Origin of the sequence: Psychrobacter proteolyticus (assembly GCF_003350005.1) — a bacterium.
Lineage (GTDB): Bacteria > Pseudomonadota > Gammaproteobacteria > Pseudomonadales > Moraxellaceae > Psychrobacter > Psychrobacter proteolyticus.
This window is the reverse complement of record NZ_QLKS01000002.1, coordinates 306,131-324,516: the sequence shown is the minus strand read 5'-3', so window position 1 is coordinate 324,516 and position 18,386 is coordinate 306,131. Positions and strand designations below refer to the sequence as shown.

General features: G+C 41.8%; 15 protein-coding genes. 8 read left to right on the top strand and 7 right to left on the bottom strand.

Translation table 11 applies throughout. The annotated features are described in order from the left end of the window. Positions 1-56: 56 nt before the first annotated feature. Complete coding sequence (gene leuD, locus DXK30_RS05880; RefSeq protein ID WP_114700901.1) at positions 57-707, bottom strand: 3-isopropylmalate dehydratase small subunit; 651 nt, start codon at positions 705-707, stop codon at positions 57-59. A 149-nt stretch (positions 708-856) separates the two neighbouring features. Continuing rightward, on the bottom strand, positions 857-2,275 hold the full coding sequence (gene leuC, locus DXK30_RS05875; RefSeq protein ID WP_114700900.1) for a 3-isopropylmalate dehydratase large subunit: 1,419 nt from the start codon (positions 2,273-2,275) through the stop codon (positions 857-859). A gap of 374 nt (positions 2,276-2,649) precedes the next feature. On the opposite strand from leuC, the gene DXK30_RS05870 reads away from it, so the two are divergent. Then, positions 2,650-3,522: a LysR family transcriptional regulator gene (locus DXK30_RS05870; RefSeq protein ID WP_101205469.1), complete on the top strand. Its 873-nt coding sequence runs from the start codon at positions 2,650-2,652 to the stop codon at positions 3,520-3,522. Between the two features lie 456 nt (positions 3,523-3,978). Beyond that, positions 3,979-5,478 carry a sodium/proline symporter PutP gene (gene putP / locus DXK30_RS05865; protein WP_114700899.1) on the top strand — a complete coding sequence of 500 codons (1,500 nt, stop codon included), beginning with the start codon at positions 3,979-3,981 and terminating at the stop codon, positions 5,476-5,478. 556 nt (positions 5,479-6,034) lie between these two features. Here putP and DXK30_RS05860 read toward each other — a convergent pair. The 3 genes from DXK30_RS05860 to DXK30_RS05850 form a co-directional block, all read right to left on the bottom strand. Then, on the bottom strand, positions 6,035-7,393 hold the full coding sequence (locus tag DXK30_RS05860; RefSeq protein ID WP_114700898.1) for an outer membrane protein transport protein: 1,359 nt from the start codon (positions 7,391-7,393) through the stop codon (positions 6,035-6,037). 381 nt (positions 7,394-7,774) lie between these two features. After that, the gene (locus DXK30_RS05855; protein ID WP_114700897.1) at positions 7,775-9,004 is read right to left on the bottom strand and encodes an OmpP1/FadL family transporter; all 1,230 of its coding nucleotides are present in this window, start codon (positions 9,002-9,004) and stop codon (positions 7,775-7,777) included. 219 nt (positions 9,005-9,223) lie between these two features. Next, positions 9,224-9,481 carry a SlyX family protein gene (locus DXK30_RS05850; RefSeq protein ID WP_114700896.1) on the bottom strand — a complete coding sequence of 86 codons (258 nt, stop codon included), beginning with the start codon at positions 9,479-9,481 and terminating at the stop codon, positions 9,224-9,226. A 240-nt stretch (positions 9,482-9,721) separates the two neighbouring features. Between DXK30_RS05850 and DXK30_RS05845 the strand changes: the two genes are divergently transcribed. From DXK30_RS05845 to DXK30_RS05820, 6 genes are all read left to right on the top strand, one after another. Continuing rightward, the gene (locus DXK30_RS05845) at positions 9,722-11,665 is read left to right on the top strand and encodes an ATP-binding cassette domain-containing protein (protein WP_114700895.1); all 1,944 of its coding nucleotides are present in this window, start codon (positions 9,722-9,724) and stop codon (positions 11,663-11,665) included. 521 nt (positions 11,666-12,186) lie between these two features. Continuing rightward, entirely contained in the window at positions 12,187-12,771 is a 585-nt protein-coding gene (petA, locus tag DXK30_RS05840) for a ubiquinol-cytochrome c reductase iron-sulfur subunit (protein ID WP_114700894.1), read from the top strand. 22 nt (positions 12,772-12,793) lie between these two features. Then, positions 12,794-13,999 (top strand): cytochrome b, encoded by a 1,206-nt coding sequence (locus tag DXK30_RS05835; RefSeq protein ID WP_191115374.1) that lies wholly within the window; start codon positions 12,794-12,796, stop codon positions 13,997-13,999. After that, positions 13,999-14,712, top strand: coding sequence for a cytochrome c1 (locus tag DXK30_RS05830; protein ID WP_114700892.1), 714 nt, complete (start codon positions 13,999-14,001; stop codon positions 14,710-14,712). The genes DXK30_RS05835 and DXK30_RS05830 overlap by 1 nt, the downstream gene beginning before the upstream one ends. A gap of 471 nt (positions 14,713-15,183) precedes the next feature. Further along, a complete protein-coding gene (locus DXK30_RS05825) occupies positions 15,184-15,798 on the top strand; it encodes a glutathione S-transferase N-terminal domain-containing protein (protein ID WP_114700891.1) in 615 nt (204 codons plus the stop codon). Between the two features lie 133 nt (positions 15,799-15,931). After that, complete coding sequence (locus tag DXK30_RS05820; protein ID WP_114700890.1) at positions 15,932-16,369, top strand: ClpXP protease specificity-enhancing factor; 438 nt, start codon at positions 15,932-15,934, stop codon at positions 16,367-16,369. A gap of 149 nt (positions 16,370-16,518) precedes the next feature. Here DXK30_RS05820 and dcd read toward each other — a convergent pair whose 3' ends face one another. Further along, the gene (gene dcd, locus DXK30_RS05815) at positions 16,519-17,094 is read right to left on the bottom strand and encodes a dCTP deaminase (RefSeq protein WP_058024138.1); all 576 of its coding nucleotides are present in this window, start codon (positions 17,092-17,094) and stop codon (positions 16,519-16,521) included. A 128-nt stretch (positions 17,095-17,222) separates the two neighbouring features. After that, on the bottom strand, positions 17,223-18,374 hold the full coding sequence (locus DXK30_RS05810) for a DUF2804 domain-containing protein (protein ID WP_114700889.1): 1,152 nt from the start codon (positions 18,372-18,374) through the stop codon (positions 17,223-17,225). Positions 18,375-18,386: the final 12 nt, after the last annotated feature.

The window sequence follows — 18,386 nt, the reverse complement described above, 5'->3', positions numbered from 1 at the left end:
ACGCTGCGTTGCGACTACATCAAATTTTTTTGAACCATAGAGTATAGAGTTACTCTCTACGCTCGTACGTCGTTAAATATCCACGGTGTTTTTTGCATCATTTTTTGCTCATAATCTTTGATAGCATCACTTTGCTGTAAAGTTAAGCCAATGTCATCAAGTCCGTTTAACAAGCAGTGTTTGCGAAAAGCATCTACTTCAAAAGCATACTCTTCACCCATTGGTGTGATAACGACCTGACGCTCAAGATCTGCGGTCAACTCATAACCTTCATTATCAAAAGTTGCCTTCATTAACGTATCTACAATCGCTTCATCCAACACAATCGGTAACATGCCATTTTTGAAACAGTTATTGTAGAAGATATCTGCAAAACTAGGCGCAATTACCGTACGGAAACCATACTCTGATAACGCCCAAGGTGCATGCTCACGACTAGAGCCACAACCAAAGTTTCTGCGTGCTAGCAAAATAGTAGCGCCTTGATAACGTGGTTTATTCAACACAAAATCTGGATTGATGACTCGTGTGCTGTTGTCTTGACCAGGATAGCCTTCGTCAAGATAGCGCCAATCGTCAAATAGATTTACGCCAAAACCTGTACGTTTAATAGACTTCAAAAACTGTTTTGCGATAATTTGGTCGGTATCGATGTTTGCGCGATCAAGAGGGCAAACGATACCTGTTTGGGTGTTATAAGCTTGCATAAAATTTCCTATCAATTATATTTTTGCTGGCTGATGATCTTGATAAGCATATTAAATAGTAAATAGTAAATAAGTTTTTACCATCTTTGACATCATGCTCATATATTTATCGTTAATACGAGCATGATGTCAGCTACTTACTATCAGACTTAAAACGTGCGTACATCCACAAAATGACCAGCCAATGCTGCTGCCGCTGCCATCGCTGGGCTAACCAAATGCGTACGACCACCATTACCCTGACGACCTTCAAAATTACGGTTAGACGTCGAGGCGCAGTGCTCTTGTGGCTCAAGTTTATCGGCATTCATGGCAAGACACATCGAACAACCCGGCTCACGCCATTCGAATCCAGCTTCGGTAAATAACGTATCTAAGCCTTCTGCCTCTGCTTGCAGCTTCACTTGTCCAGAACCTGCAACAACGATCGCTTCTTTTACGTTATTAGCCACTTTACGCCCTTTGATTACCGCTGCCGCATCACGTAAATCTTCGATACGTGAATTGGTACACGAACCGATGAATATACGGTCAAGTTGGATATCCGTAATTTTCTGACCTGCCTCTAGCCCCATATAAGTATAAGCACGTAACCAGCCCTCTTCTTGAGCTTCATCAATGGCTTGATCTGGTGTCGGTACAGATTGCGTGATATCAACTACCATCTCAGGCGATGTCCCCCAAGATACCTGCGGTGCGATCTGGCTACCATCGATTTCTACCACAGTATCAAATACCGCGTCATCGTCTGAATACAATGTACGCCAGTAAGCTTCAGCTTGTTCCCATTGTGCTTCGCTTGGCGCATAGGGACGACCTTTGACATAGTCAATCGTTATGTCATCGACCGCAACCATACCGACACGCGCGCCTGCCTCAATCGCCATGTTACAGACGGTCATACGACCTTCCATACTCATGTCTTCGAACACTTGACCTGCAAATTCAATCGCGTGTCCTGTTCCACCTGCTGTACCAATTTTTGCAATAATAGCTAATACTACGTCTTTTGAAGTGACGCCAGCACCAAGTTGGCCAGTGACACGGATCTGCATATTTTTTGATTTCTTTTGGATCAAACACTGCGTTGCTAATACATGCTCAACTTCGGAGGTTCCGATACCGTGAGCCAAGCAGCCAAGTGCCCCATGAGTCGCTGTATGCGAGTCACCGCAAACAACCGTCATACCCGGTAAGACCAAACCTTGCTCTGGACCGACCACGTGCAAAATTCCTTGACGCGCATCATTGATAGTAAATTCAGCAATATCAAACTTGGTGCAGTTATCGTCCAACGTGACAACCTGCAAGCGTGATACCTTGTCTTTAATCCCAGGCACCCCTTCTAGGCGCTCTTTTGTGACGGTCGGCACATTATGATCCGGACTGGCAATGTTGGCCGATAAACGCCATGGCGCTCTGTTTGCTAATTCCAACCCTTCAAATGCTTGCGGACTCGTCACTTCGTGCAACAGGTGGCGGTCGATATAAATCAGGCTCGAACCATCGTCGCGCTTAGTGACTTCGTGAGCGTTCCAAAGTTTGTCATATAACGTTTGACCAGCCATGTTGCTATCCTTTATAGGTTACTAATTACTTAATTTTTACTTACTTGCACATTGCCAAGCAAAGATTCTATGTAAATGCTATGTCTATCTATAATGTTTGATAATTACTGTCATATCTAAGATTTAAATATTATTTCTTTACGAGACTCAACATATGACTAAAATTAACGCTTAAAATACGTTTTAAGTGGCAAATAGCCAGTTTTTTAGGATAAATATGTCACAATACGCCTCGATGTCTTGTGATTATAGCAGGCAAATCCTATAATAATAATTGATGATTTTTAACCAGACGCAAACTTTTTTTTCTAATACGTTGTGATTGGGTCAGCCAACTTTTATTTATAGCTCCTAGAGTAGCTAAGGACATTCGTTTGAACACCACAAACTTGACGACATTCGTTACCGTTATGCACACTGGCAGTATCTCAGGTGCCGCAGAAAAGCTGTTTATCACTCAGCCTGCTGTCAGTAAACGTATCAAAAACTTAGAAGACGAGTTTAATATTACCTTGTTTGATACGGTAGGACGTGGAATTGTACCTACTCAAGCTGCTAGTGAAATGCTACCTCATGCCAAGCGTTGGCTAGAAGATTATGAGAATTTTAAAATCAACTTGCAGCATTCTCAGCATATCGTCTCTGGCAAATTAGTCATTGGTACTAGCCATCATATTGGCCTACATCATTTAGCACCTGTCCTTAAACACTTCATTCAAGCTTATCCAGCTGTTCAGTTAGAAGTACACTTCGTAGATTCTGAAAAAGCTCATAAAGCAGTACTAGATGGTGATTTGTCTTTGGCCTTTGTAACTCTACCTCCTGTATATGATAAGCGCTTAACTTATCACACGCTCTGGTCAGACCCTCTTTATTTTATGACGGGTACGCTATCACCTTTGGCTACTAAATCTAATGTGACGTTGGAGCAGTTAGCGCGCTATCCTGCCATTTTGCCTTCTGCCAATACCTTTACCAGTCAAATTACCTTGGCTGAGTTTGCCAAGCACAATCTGAAGCCTTATGCCACGATGAGCACCAACCCTCTTGAGTCTATCCGTATGCTGGTATCTGTTGGTCTTGGTTGGTCAGTACTACCACAAACGATGGTCAGTCAAGATTTGGAACGTATCGATATGGCTGACAATATTGAATTACAACGCTATTTAGGTGTGGTCATCAATCCAAAATTAACTCAATCTAGCAGCGTGACCGCCCTACTAGACTTACTTGCGCCTATTGAATAAAAAGAGCTCACTATAACAGTCTAAGAATTAAGCTATTCGCATTTGTGACTCTCATGCGTTATAATACGCTTGACGTTGCTTTTATAACAAAAATTTACCACAAGGACACTGATAGTCATATATTGAATACTTCTAGTAAGATATGATGGTTAACAGTAGGTTTAATGGTTTAGATTGATGATGTAGGTTGCTAATACTCATATATAAATAGCAGATGCGAGCAATAACAATAGATAAGTGGAATGCGATGTTCCCGTTGTTCTCTATCTCTATATGAGTGCTAGCCATAGAACAACATCAATCATATAAAACTACAGAAGATACTGAAAAAAGCCATTATGTCTCAATTAATGGCTTTTTTTGTCTTTAAATATTGTTTTGAACATCGCCTTGCAGGACAAAACTTTTATAGTTAAAAATAATTACAGCCAACGATGTTGGTTAAGGACAATTTATATGAACGGAGTTTCTAGTGGTGTGCTGATATCACTCGGCGCCTATTTCTTAGTGATGATTGGGATTGGTGTTTACGCTTATTTTAAGCAAGCCAATGATACTGAAGGCTATATGTTAGGGGGCCGTAACTTAGGCCCAGCAGTAACGGCACTTTCTGCAGGTGCATCAGATATGTCAGGTTGGTTACTACTTGGCTTACCTGGTTATATGTTTGCCGATGGTGTGGTCAGTATTTGGATCGCGCTAGGTTTGACATTAGGTGCATTATTAAACTATCTCATCGTAGCACCTCGCCTTCGTGTTTATACCGAAGTGGCTGACAACGCTATCACCCTGCCCGATTATTTTGCTAACCGCTTTGAAGACAAGTCGCACATGCTACGCGTCATCTCAGCCGTGGTCATCATTCTATTCTTTACCGTCTATACCGCTGCAAGTCTTGTAGGTGGTGGTAAACTCTTCGAAAGCTCACTTAACCTCTCATATAGCACGGGCCTATGGGTTACTGCTGGTGTGGTTGTTGCTTATACGCTATTCGGTGGTTTCCTAGCGGTATCTATGACCGATTTCGTACAGGGCGTCATCATGCTATTTGCCATGGTAATCGTACCTGTCGTTGCCTTTACTGATCTTGGTGGTATTTCAGCCACGACAGAAGCGGTGAGAAATATCGATCCGACCCTTTTAGACGTTACTAGCGGTATGAGTGTCATCGGTATTATTTCATTAATGGCATGGGGTTTAGGCTACTTTGGCCAGCCGCATATTATTGTACGTTTCATGGCGATTCGTTCAGTTAGAGATGTACCGACCGCACGTAACATCGGTATGAGCTGGATGGTTGTGAGTCTTGTTGGTTCACTAATGACTGGTTTTGCTGGTCGTGCTTATGTACAAAAAACAGCAATGACGTTAGACGATCCTGAGACTATCTTCTTAGTATTTACTCAGTTCTTGTTCCATCCATTGGTTTCAGGCTTCTTACTGGCAGCTATTTTAGCGGCAATTATGAGTACTATCTCATCACAGCTATTGGTTGTATCAAGCTCTCTAACCAAAGATGTATATAAGCTGTTCTTTGATAAAGATGCACCAGAAGCTCGTCAGGTATTGGTTGGTCGCGTTTCTGTCGTAGCGGTTGCTTTAGTATCTATTATGCTTGCTTCTAATCCAGATAGCTCAGTATTGAACCTAGTTTCTAATGCGTGGGCAGGGTTTGGCGCAGCATTTGGTCCGCTAGTTATCTTCAGCCTTACATGGCGCGGTATGAACCGTAATGGTGCTGTTGCTGGTATGGTTGTTGGTGCGTTGACTGTTATCCTATGGATTTATGGCCCTTTCCAAGTAGATGGTATGGCACTAAATAGCTGGTTATATGCTATCGTTCCAGGCTTTATCTTAAGTACTATCGCTATCTTTGCCGTTAGTATCATGACTGGTGGCCCAAGACCTTCAGTTTCTGCGAAATACAAAGAGATGGAGCTGAACTTACATAAGTAAGTTTACCTAAAGTCTTAAGCTTATTGTTATAAAAAAACCTCGTCACTATTGGCGAGGTTTTTTTATAAATAACAATTTAATATACTTAACCTACCACAATATCGAGCCAAGATAACTTATGACAAATGAGATAGTAGTATCTAATAGCTCTATGATGGATGTACCAAGCTAGATTGTTCTAGCCTATTTAGCAATTCAACCGCTCCCCATTGTTACGAAGTAGGCCTTCATTAATACAACTACTTCTCTTTAGCGTTGTATTTGGTTATCTACTTATACAACTTTGTATACCTCAAATATGCTACGTTCTTAAAAGCTAATTGGGTAAGGTATGAGTAATCATCAACCTTTGATCCGTAAAATACTCGCTATATATAGACACGAAGCTAAATCAGGCAAATAAAATGTAGACATGCTATATAAGTTAGTAATGTGAAAATAATCTTTGCTGTTCTACCTGCAGCTAAATATTAACAATCAAATACTTATTAATAATCCCATAAAAAAGCGACCTATCATAGGTCGCTTTTTATTCTTTTACAGTTATACCAAGAGATTATCTTGCTTGATAAGAAAGCTTCACACCAGCAACATAACCATCATTGTCTTGGAAATCACCAACGATTTTGCCTGTTGGTAATTGACCTTGTGCATCACCGAACCATAAGTATTTGCCACCGGCTGATACCGCCCAGTTTTCAGTCACATTGTATTTGGCCCCCAGACCCACACTATAGTATCCATCGACAGGACCTAATGATGTCGTTGGATCACCGGCTCCACTATCCCAACCAACCGTACCACTGATCGCAAGTGCTGGTGCGATACGCTTAGCTAGACCTAGCTCTACTTGCCACTGATCATCATCATATTCAACCAAATTTAATCCATCATCACCATAACGACCACTGGCTTGGCTAGCTTCATTATATAAAGGCGGAGTCAAGACAAAATCACTCCATGGTACCCAGCGTACTTTTGCAGTGGCTAGTGTCGTCGGGTTAATACCTGTTTGGAAGTCGAAATTGACTGATTTAGGTGTTGTCACTTCAATTTTTCCAGTTTGACTAGCCGGTATAGCACGCGGAGGTGTAGCAGCTCCACCAATAACTTGTGCTAAAGGATAAGACTCAAATGTATCAGCATTATGATCGATCTCAGAGCGATATGTTAATGCTGCCTTTAACGCAATCTCAGGCTTACTAAAAGACATACCTGCAATATAGCCATAATCCATATCAGGGCTCATATGCGAAGTGTAACCAGTAGCCAGGCCGTAAGCAAGACCTCGTAATGCTGTGTCAGCTTGAATACGCTGAGCTACTGGACCACCATAAACTTGGAAGTTCTTATTAGCACCAAACTTCATACCTAAAATAGCCGTCACACTTTCACTACGAACTTCAACTTTAGTCGTTTCGCCAGAAGTACCGTTTTCAGCACCGATTATAAATGGTTCTAGTGCTGCTGTCGTAGCACCATCTACAGGATTGTTAGGTGCAGGATCATTTGCGAACTCTCCTGCTGAATCAACTGGATTAGTGTTTGCAACAAAATTGTTATCACCTTTATATTCAGCAGAAGCACCAAAAGGCTCATCATATAAGATACCAATACTAAAAGTATCATTGATATCAGTTTTTACACCATAACGGAAAAAGTCATAAGATTCGGCAATGTCGCCTGTCTTATTGCCACGTACGTAGTTATTATTGAAAGGATCGTTGTTAGAACTATCGTAACCACTTACATCAGCATCGATATAAGTATAAACGGCTTCAGCGTAAGTGCCATCTTGCAAGAAGGCGGTAATATCCTGACCTGAGCGGTCAAGACCAGCAGCATTAGTCATGCTAGCGACAGAAAGAGTAGCGATTGCTACTGCAAGAGTTCTCAAATGAAAGGTAGTGCGCATTGTATATCTCCAACGGTCCTTGTTGTATTACTACTTTGATAATCAATGAATAGCATTGCTACGCTTAACATTGAAGTTATCAAAGTCGTGTCCTAAGTTGAATACTAATGCCTTTTTGACACTAAAACAACAATTAAAGTGCTTTATTTCTCAATTATGACTGAACAGTACAAATAAGATATATACAGAAAGTTGACGTTTACTTCTCGTCTTGATTATGATTTTTAATATGTTATATATTAATAGCAAGTAATTATTTACTTTCGCTTAAAATTCTCTAAATACATTTTCATTAAGAAAGCACCTACAAAAAAGCGACCCATAAAGGATCGCTTTTTTCGTTATTAAACGACAAATATCATTATATAGCTAATTTATAGTCTATTGTGCTTGGTAAGAGACTTTTACACCAAGTACAAAACCGTCATTACTTTCAAAGTCACTAACAATCGTTTTACTTGGGATTTGACCCTTAGCATCACCGAACCATAAGTATTTGCCACCAGCAGATATAGCCCAGTTTTCAGTAACATTATATTTTGCACCAAGACCAGCACTATAATAACCTTCGATAGGACCTAGTGAAGATACTGGGTTGCCGGCACCACTATCCCAACCAACAGTACCACTGATCGCAAGTGCTGGTGCGAGACGCTTAGCTAACCCTAGCTCTACTTGCCACTGATCATCGTCATAACTGACAAGCGCGAGGCCATCAGGTCCATAAGCAGAGTTAAGTTTGCTAACATCATTATATAATGATGGTACGATTGCAAAGTCGCTCCATGGTACCCAGCGTACTTTTGCAGTCGCTAAAGTCGTAGGATTAATTCCGGTCTGGAAATCGAAGTTTACTGACTCAGGCGTTGTAATTTCAATGTTATCGCTTCTGTTTGATACCAAACCTAGCCCAGCTGGTAAATAATCAACAAAAGGATAGACTTCAGAAGCTTGTGTATTGTGTTCAATTTCAGAACGATACGTTAGTGCCGCTTTTAGCGCAATTTCGGGCTTGCTATAAGCCACACCAGCTAACCAACCATAATCTTGGTCAGCACTGGTGTGTAGAGTATAGCCATCTGCTCGTTCATATGCCTTTCCACGTAACTTTACATCAGCTTTGACGCGTTGGGCAACTGGACCACCATATACTTGAAAGTTTTTGTTTTCACCAATTTTTGCTCCCACGATACCTGTGATACTTTCAGTACGTACTTCTACATTAGTACTTTCACCGTTTGGCGGTGTAAGAGGTAAACTAGGGTTTTGCTCATTAGAAACAAAATCGTTCTTACCACTATAGTCAGCTGCGGCGCCAAAAGGCTCGTCATATAAAACACCAATGCTGAAAGTATCATTGATATCTGTTTTTACACCGTAACGGAAAAAGTCATAAGATTCTGCAATATCATCAATCTTGTTGCCTGAAGAGTCTTTACCAGTCACATCGGCATCGATATACGTATAGGCAGCTTCTGCATAAGTGCCATCTTGTAGGAATGCGGTGATATCTTGACCTGAACGATCAAGGCCAGCAGCACTAGCAACGCTAGCAACAGAAAGAGCAGCAACAGCTACTGAAAGAGTTTTTAAATGAAAGGGGTGACGCATTTTATATCTCCAAACATCCGCATTGTTTTACTGTTCTACCTAGCTTTAATAGGTAGTCAGCATCCGAGGTGGAAGATAGTAAAGATTTTTTAACACTAAAACAACTACAAAAACACATTATTTCTATGTTATGACCACATAGTCATTGGACAGTATCTATATATAAAAATACGTATATATCTTATACCATTGAAAGCTTTTCTTTCTAACTTCCACTTATTAATAATGTGGCGGTCTATCTGCCATTACATCGAATGGTGCAATACCACTTTCTGTATCCTGACCCTCAATCTGTGTATAAATAAGCTGTAGTTGACGTTGTAGTGTATGAATATCCTTATCTTGTCGCGTAATTACGTCATCCAGTCGTTCGACGGTTACTTCGAGGTGCGCTAGGTTCATTTGCAGATCGATTACTTGGGCTTGCAAATCATCTTGCACTGTAGAATTATTGTCTGTAGTTTTAGATTGATTCATATTTTTCTCTAAATTATAGTAAGTATTAAATTGAAAGGATGAATTATTAAGGGGTTTGAAGAGTACTGTAGATTAGCGATGAATCTACAAACATAGTCATTGAATAGCAGCAGTTAGTAAAAGCAATAAATAGTACTGATAAAACTATTTACTCGCACTACAGTAACGCGGTGGCATGTTATACTGCAGGCAATTTTGCAACAACCCCTACCTCACTATTATATAAGCTTAAGATACTCTATGGCACTGATTCATTTAAAAGACATTCACTTAGCCTTTGGCGTTGCGCCTGTTCTTGATGGTATTGATTTTTCTATCAATACAGGCGAGCGTGTGTGCTTGATTGGCCGCAATGGCGAAGGTAAATCCACCTTATTCAAACTGATTAATGGCTCATTACAGCCTGACAGTGGTGAGATTATTACTAACAGTAGCATGCGTGTGGCGATGCTAGAGCAAGACGTCCCTGAAACCAGTGGTCGCATATTAGACATCGTCATGGGTGGTAGTCGCCGCACTGCTGATTTGCTCATTAATTACAATAAGCAAGTGGATATGTGCGCCAATGGTGATATGGACGCGTGTGAGCATATGGCGACACTGCAGCATGATATCGATGCGGTACATGGCTGGGACCTAGAACGTGATGCCATGCGTCTGATCACAACGATGGGACTTGATCCAGAAGATGACTTATCATCACTATCTGGTGGTCGTAAACGCCGTGTGCTACTTGCTCGTGCGCTAGTGACCAAGCCTGATGTGCTTTTACTCGATGAGCCAACCAACCATTTGGATGTTGAAAGTATTGAATGGCTAGAGCGCTTTTTACTCGATTGGCAAGGCCTAACATTGTTGTTCGTGACCCATGATAGAGCATTCGTAAATAAACTATCGACTCGCATTATTGAGCTTGACCGTGGCCAGTTGACCAGCTATGACGTAACACAAGGTGAAGGTGGTTACGCGCGCTATCAAGAGCTAAAAGAGCTACAGTTGCAGGCTGAAGAAAAGAACAATGCCAACTTTGATAAAAAACTGGCACAAGAAGAAGTTTGGATTCGCCAAGGTATCAAAGCCCGTCGCACCCGTAATGAGGGCCGTGTCCGTGAACTAAAAGCCTTACGTGAAGAGCGTAGCGATCGCCGTGAGCAAGTGGGCAATGTAAACATCACAATGGGTCAAGGCGAGAAAAGCGGTAAGCTTGTCTGTAAAGTTAAAAACTTACATCTTGAATATGACGGCCACGTCTTAGTAGATGATTTTACGACCACTATTATGCGTGGCGATAAGATTGGTATTGTCGGCCCTAACGGTGCCGGCAAAACTACGCTTATTAAAGCCCTACTCGACATGTCTGATGACGAAGTCACTAAGTCTGGTAGTGTCGAATTAGGAACCAATCTGAAAATCGCATTCTTCGATCAGCTGCGTGATCAATTGGATCTTGAGGCGAGCGTGGCACAAAACGTTTCGGAAGGTTCTGACTTTGTCGAAGTTGGCGGCCGTAAGACGCACATCATGAGCTACTTGCAAGATTTCTTATTTGCGCCAGAGCGCGCACGTACACCTGTCAAAGCACTGTCTGGTGGTGAGCGTAACCGAGTACTACTGGCCAAACAGTTATTGAAACCTGCCAATATTTTGGTACTCGATGAGCCGACCAACGATTTGGATATGGCAACACTTGAGCTATTAGAAGAGTCAGTCGCCAGCTTTGGTGGTACGATTTTGCTAATCAGTCATGATCGCTCATTCATGGACAATGTTGTTACCTCTACGTGGGTGTTTGGCGAAGATGAAGATGGCAAAGGAGTGGTCAGTGAGTATGTAGGTGGTTATCAAGAATACCTCATACAAAAAAACCGTGAAGAAGCATCCCGTGCTGCCAAAGCACCTGCCAACAATGCAGCTAGTAATAAAGCGACAAACAAGTCTGGTACAGCAGCGAAACCAAATAAGGCAGCCAAGAAGCTAAATTATAATGATCAACGCGAACTGGATAACTTGCCAAAAGAAATCGCTGCACTCGAAGCCGAACAGGCTCAATTGCAAGAAAAGCTGGCCGATGGCTCTTGGTTCAATACTGACTTTGATGCGGCGACGGCTGCTAGTGAGCGTCTCTTAACCATCGAAGATGAGATGATGCACAAGCTTGAACGTTGGAGTGAGCTTGAAGGCTAGTATTGGCAACTCTCTAGCTGAGTTTATTGGAATATCGCATATGTACTTTGCATTGCGTATTTCGATAAACTAGTTTCTGATCGCCTGACAAAACATTATTAATTATTATGAAAACATCACTACTTTATTGTATAGAGTGGTGATATTTGTTTTACAGCAACTTACAAAGTAGTTAGATGGTGAAAGTTAGTGAACATTACCTTAATTTCAAGTATCATTCGCTATTGCTGAAAATCCTTATTATTTATAAGGTCATCACATCATAATCCTTGTTAAAGCAAAGTTAGCGTTAAACGTTGATAATCCAACTGTTTTGGTTTGATTGTCATATTCAACCTTCTAATATGTCCTATTAAGGTTGCTTTATTTTTAACGCAATAATTTATTTTATCACCGAAATAGCTTAGAATAGCAACAATTAGCAAAATTAGGCACAGCTAAAGTGGCTTGATATTGTATATTTTCTAAGCCACAGACCCAGTGTGGGATAATCCCATTTCATTCACCTGGAGGAAGTATTAATGAGCCAAGCCGAAGGCGTTAATGTACAACGCCGTAGAGTTCTTATTGCCTCAACTGCCGCGATTGGTGCAGCTGGGGTAGCTGCCGTGGCGACACCTTTTGTCCGTTCTTGGTACCCAAGCGCTAAAGCTGAGGCTGCAGGGGCTGCAGTAACCCAAGATATCGGTGCTATCGAAAATGGTCAAATGATCGTCGTCAAATATCGTGGCAAACCTATTTATGTGGTTAAGCGTACTGAAGATATGATCGCAGGATTAGAATCAGTCAAACCATTATTGTCTGACCCTGACTCTAGTGCATCAGTGCAACCTGAATATTGTACCAATCCTACTCGCTCTCTTGACCCAACCGTATTGGTGGTTGAGGGCGTTTGTACACATTTAGGCTGTGCGCCAAACTATCGTCCTGATGTTGGCGCAGCTGACTTGGGCGGCAATGACTGGTATGGCGGGTTTTTCTGTCCGTGCCACGGGTCAAAATATGACTTAGCGGGTCGCGTCTTTAATGGCGTTCCTGCACCGCTGAATCTACCCATCCCAGAATATGGTATGGATGGTACCATCTTGACGGTTGGGGAGGCTTAATATGAGTATGGGTAAAAAGTTAATGCATTGGGTAGACGCGCGTTTTCCAGCGACTGAAACCTATGAATACCATATGTCAAAGTACTACGCACCAAAGAACTTTAACTTTTGGTATTTCTTTGGCGTGCTATCAATGATTGTATTGGTCAACCAATTGGTGACTGGTATATGGCTTACGATGATGTACAACCCAAGTGCCGAAGGGGCATTTGCGTCTGTTGAATACATCATGCGTGACGTAAAAGGTGGTTGGCTCATTCGCTATATGCACTCAACTGGGGCATCTGCGTTTTTCGTCGTTGTATACCTGCATATGTTTAGAGCCTTGCTATATGGTTCATACCAAAAACCTCGTGAGCTTATTTGGCTCATCGGTATGGGTATTTACCTAGCACTTATGGCAGAAGGTTTCTTTGGATATCTACTACCTTGGGGCAACATGTCATTCTGGGGTGCTCAGGTTATCCTGAACTTACCTGCGGCGCTACCTGTTATTGGTGATGGTCTTGCTGAATGGGTACGTGGTGACTATATCATCTCTGGTATTACCCTAAACCGTTTCTTTGCTCTACACGTTGTTGCTATTCCATTAGTGCTTGTAGGCCTAGTATTTATGCATATTGTGGCATTGCACCATGTGGGTTCAAACAACCCTGATGGCATCGACATTAAGAAACTAAAAGATAAAAATGGTGTGCCATTAGACGGTATCGAATTCCATCCTTACTACACTGTGCATGACATGGTAGGTATCGTTGTATTCTTTATCTGCTTTTTTGCAGTGGTATTCTTCTTCCCTGAAGGCGGCGGTTTCTTCCTTGAGCCACCAAACTTTGAGACAGCGAACTCACTGAAAACACCAGCACATATTGCACCAGTCTGGTACTACACACCGTTCTACGCTATCTTACGTGCGGTTCCTGATAAGCTTGGCGGTGTCGTCGCGATGGGTGCTGCAATTGCCGTACTATTCTTGATACCATGGCTGGATAGGTCACCAGTACGTTCTATACGCTATAAAGGTATATTGTCTAAGATTGCTTTAACAGTATTTGCGATTAGCTTTGTCGTACTAGGCTACTTGGGTGCAACCCCAACGACTCCAACAGCGACCTTGATGGCTCGTATATTTACGATTCTATATTTCTTGTTCTTCTTGCTGATGCCATTCTACACTGCCATTGAGAAGTGCAAACAGCCACCAGAACGCGTTACCGGAGGTCACTAATGAACACGCTAATTAAATCCCTAGTTGGTCTAGGCTTAGGCGCGGCATTGACGTTGACTGCTGGTACAGCAATGGCTGAAGGCAGTGGTTGCGGCACGTTTACTAATGCTGAAGGTGTTGAAGAGCATTTGGCTTGTAGTACTGCTCCTGTTGATTTTACCAATAAGGGCTCACTACAAAATGGCGCCAAAATCTTTATGAACTACTGCGCTGGGTGTCACTCAGCCAAATATGTTCGTCATTCTCGTATTGCACAAGATTTAGAGATACCGCCTGAGTTAGTCGAAAAGTACCTAATGGTTACTACCGATCAAATCGGTGACCACATCACTGCTGAGATCGATCCTGAGATCCAAGCGTCTTGGTTTGGCGCAGCGCCTCCGGATTTATCACTTGAGACAAGACTGCGTGGCGATGACTGGGTATACACTTATCTACTATCGTTTTACGAAGATCCAAACCGTCCTTGGGGCGCCAACAATCTAGTGCTCAAAAACGCTGCTATGCCTCATGTCTTGCATAATATGCAAGAAGAGCTAAGTGCAGAAGAGTTCCAGAGTGAAGTTGGTGACTTAGTAAACTTTATGGCGTGGATGGGTGAGCCTGCTCGCCATGATCGTCAAGTGATTGGTTTCTTCGTCATTCTATTCTTATTGGTATTACTCATCCCAGTGTACTTGTTGAACAAAGAATTCTGGAAAGATGTCAAATAAGTTATAGTCAGCAGCCAATTCTTAGAAATAAAAAAGGCACTACTTCGGTAGTGCTTTTTTATGCTTTGATCTTAGGGCGTGTTGAACAATCACAAATAGGTACTGCTGACTGCTAAAATTGTTCTAGACAAGGTATAAAACAATGATAATGACTTAATTAGGTTCACAACAGCATTGCTTATATAAACCTAGAGAACAACTTTAGTATCAGCGCGCAGGGATCAGACTCTTTCTTACCATTTCATGGTTAAAAATAGAGGATTAAAACCACTAAACTTACTATTCTTAAAGTCAAAGCATCTAAGAAACAGTCTCTGTCAGTGCCATGGTCGAATATCTAACACGTCCTAAGCTTAAGTAATAGATGAGCCAGAGAATAAGTTGCTCAGCGCTAATGTTTACGTACTCTACCTTGATAAACGTTGCGAGTTTGTTTACGATGACAGCCTTCACTCTTAACATTAGGTTTTCATGATTGACGCAAATGATATTCCAAGTAGTCAGCTGATTTTGTACGCTGACGACGGTTACGACAGTCATGTGGTACGCCTATTACTTGAAGAAAAAAAACTTGATTATTATTTGTCACGTTTGCACTCTGAGCGTCCTGAAGATCTGACTGAGCTGAACCCCTATCACACCTTACCTGTATTACAGCAGCGTGAGATTGCACTTTATGAGATTAATGTCATTTTTGAATATCTTGAAGAGCGTTATCACACAAACAAATTGCTCCCTGAGACACCGCAGGAACGTGCACAGTTTCGTCAATTAGCTTGGCGCATACAACGTGATTGGCTTTCGCTCGGTAAGCGCCTGCTTATCCATCCAGACAGCTTTAACAAAGCACAGGCAGCGTTGGCCAAAAAACAGCTCAGTGATTCGTTAATTACCTTATCTCCGCTGTTCGCCCACAAGCCTTATTTTATGGCTGATGAATTTGGTTGGTGTGATATATTATTAGCACCATTATTATGGCGATTAGATGAGATGGGTATTGAGCTGCCACGTGCCATTAGCCGTCCATTGTTTGAATACCAAACGAGAGTGTTTGAGCGCAGTAGCTTCCAAAAAAGCGTGCGTTGATTAGACAAGTATCAAAAGCTGTCCTAAAATAAAGTATAAATAAGACAGACGTTAATTAGCATTTGTTATCTGATAAATTGCTGAACGAGATATTTTTCAATTATTAAAAATTACTAGTATAGGAAATCATTAGATGAGCGAAACTACCTCTATTACCCCAACTCGTCCTTACATGGTGCGGGCGCTATATGAATGGATAGAAGATAACGCCTTGACACCTTATCTGATGGTCGATGCTACTGCCGATAACGTACAGATACCGACAGAGCATGTGCAAGACGGTCGTATTGTACTTAATATTGCTAGTCGTGCTACTGGTAATATGAGCATGGAAAATGAGTACATACATTTCAGCGCGCGTTTTGGTGGCGTCTCACAAGAGATTTGGGTACCGCTTACTGCTGTAATGGGTATCTATGCTAAAGAGAACTCACAAGGAATGTTCTTTGATCCAAAAGAGTATGATAATTATGTACCAGAAGACGACTCAGCGCAAATTTCTAACAATAGCCCTGCTAAAGCGCCTAAACCAAAGCGCGATAATAAAGCGGGTCTAAAAGTCTTAAAATAAAAACTATTGAAATAAATAGAACCTTAGACCAGTTCTATTTAACACAATGAAAAAGCTAGCCATATTAAATATGACTAGCTTTTTTATTAGGTATTTGAAGACTCATCGGCTTTGTATAGTTAATGAGTTTTTGAACAGACGCTTACTGATTAGGTTCTTGGCAGTGTCACGCCACGTTGACCTTGGTATTTACCACCGCGATCTTTATAGCTGGTCTCACAGACATCATCAGCATCACTTTGAAAGAACAGCATTTGCGCAACGCCTTCGCCAGCATAGATACGGGCTGGCAGATTGGTGGTATTACTAAACTCTAAAGTGACGTGCCCTTCCCACTCAGGCTCAAGCGGCGTTACGTTGACAATAATACCGCAGCGCGCATACGTTGATTTACCTAGGCAAATAGTCAATACATCACGCGGAATACGGAAATACTCCATAGTACGAGCTAAAGCAAACGAATTAGGTGGAATGATACACTCGTCACCAACGATATCGATAAAGCTTTTATCATCGAAGTTTTTAGGATCAACGACCACTGAATGTACGTTGGTAAAAACCTTAAATTCAGGAGCACAGCGCACATCATAACCGTAGCTTGAGGTGCCGTAGCTAACCAAACGCTCGCCTGCATCATTAAAGCGTACTTGACCTGGCTCGTATGGCTCAATCATGCCGTGCTCTTCGGCCATTTTACGAATCCAGCGGTCAGACTTAATAGACATTGTTGTTCCTTAGCAAATATTTAATAGCGACGATTATACGGAATTGACGGCTGAATTTATAGAGGAGCGGCTACTTAAAACTGAATACAGCCAATAATCTCATTTATCCCCATCTTATATTTTAGAAGCTACCATTTGGCAAAATGATCTTCTGCGAGCCCCATGACATTATCAAGCCTAATAACTTCATCTCTTATTCGAATTTCACCACTATAAAAACCTATCCACTGCTCAAAGGTACTGGCTATCACACCAAAATTATCGGTCTTTTTATAGACGGTAATCGGTGTAAAGCTTAAATCAATATCGACATTGCTCCACCCGAGATTTTGATGATAGATACGCCATGGCTTTGAGATGCTAGCATCACTTTCTATACTTGGCTCAAGACTGTCTAGCTGACTTGATCGAATATTTGAATCCTCACGAGCAAACATAACGGGTGGTAAATAAAATATCTGCCCATCAAGCCAGCAAGCATTTTCACTGGCTCCTGTCTCATTGACACCCATAGACAGATTGAGCAAAAAGCGACGGCCATCTGACAAATAGCTAGTGATACAGCTCCAAAACCAATTGGTCTCATGACGCATATAGCCGAGCGTCCAATCTAGATTGGCAATAGTGGCATCGGTGAAAGTTATTTTTTGAGGTTGAGCGTCAGGAGCATCAGTATGAAACTTTGACTTGGTTTTAATAAGTAAATGCCCAGATAGTGCGGTCAACGGCTCTTTTTGCGTAAACGTCCAGCCACGCCTACCAGTCGGCGTACATATGGCTAACGGTTGTGCGCTTCGTGCTAACGCTGCCGTGATTGCAACATACTGACTGTCGAGCGCAATAGTCATCTGAGCAGGACTAAAATCCAAGGTGACGCTGAGCTTTGTATGTGTAAATGCCATCTGCCCTTGATAACCATCACCGTCTAAGTGCGTATGATGCGTCAAAGGCTGTAGCGCCTCACAAACTTCCAGCTGCTTAGTATCCTCATTATAAATGTAAACGAAAGCACTAGTCGCAAGCTTAATCGTTGCGAGCGCGAGGCACACTCGATAAGGGGGATGGAGTATCTGAATGAAGCAGAATTGGTTGGCTTTTAGTTCTTTACGCCAGTTAGGTAAGGATTTTTGTGAAATGAGATGACTATGATAGTCTAAGTAATTGATACTTTTGACTTGGGAGAAAACACCAAAGGTAGGCTGACCATTTTGGATAAGATATTCGAGATTTTCCAGTTTTAAGTTGGCGGCAGTATACAGTTTGTCGTGGCTTTTATTCATGATATCGGCATC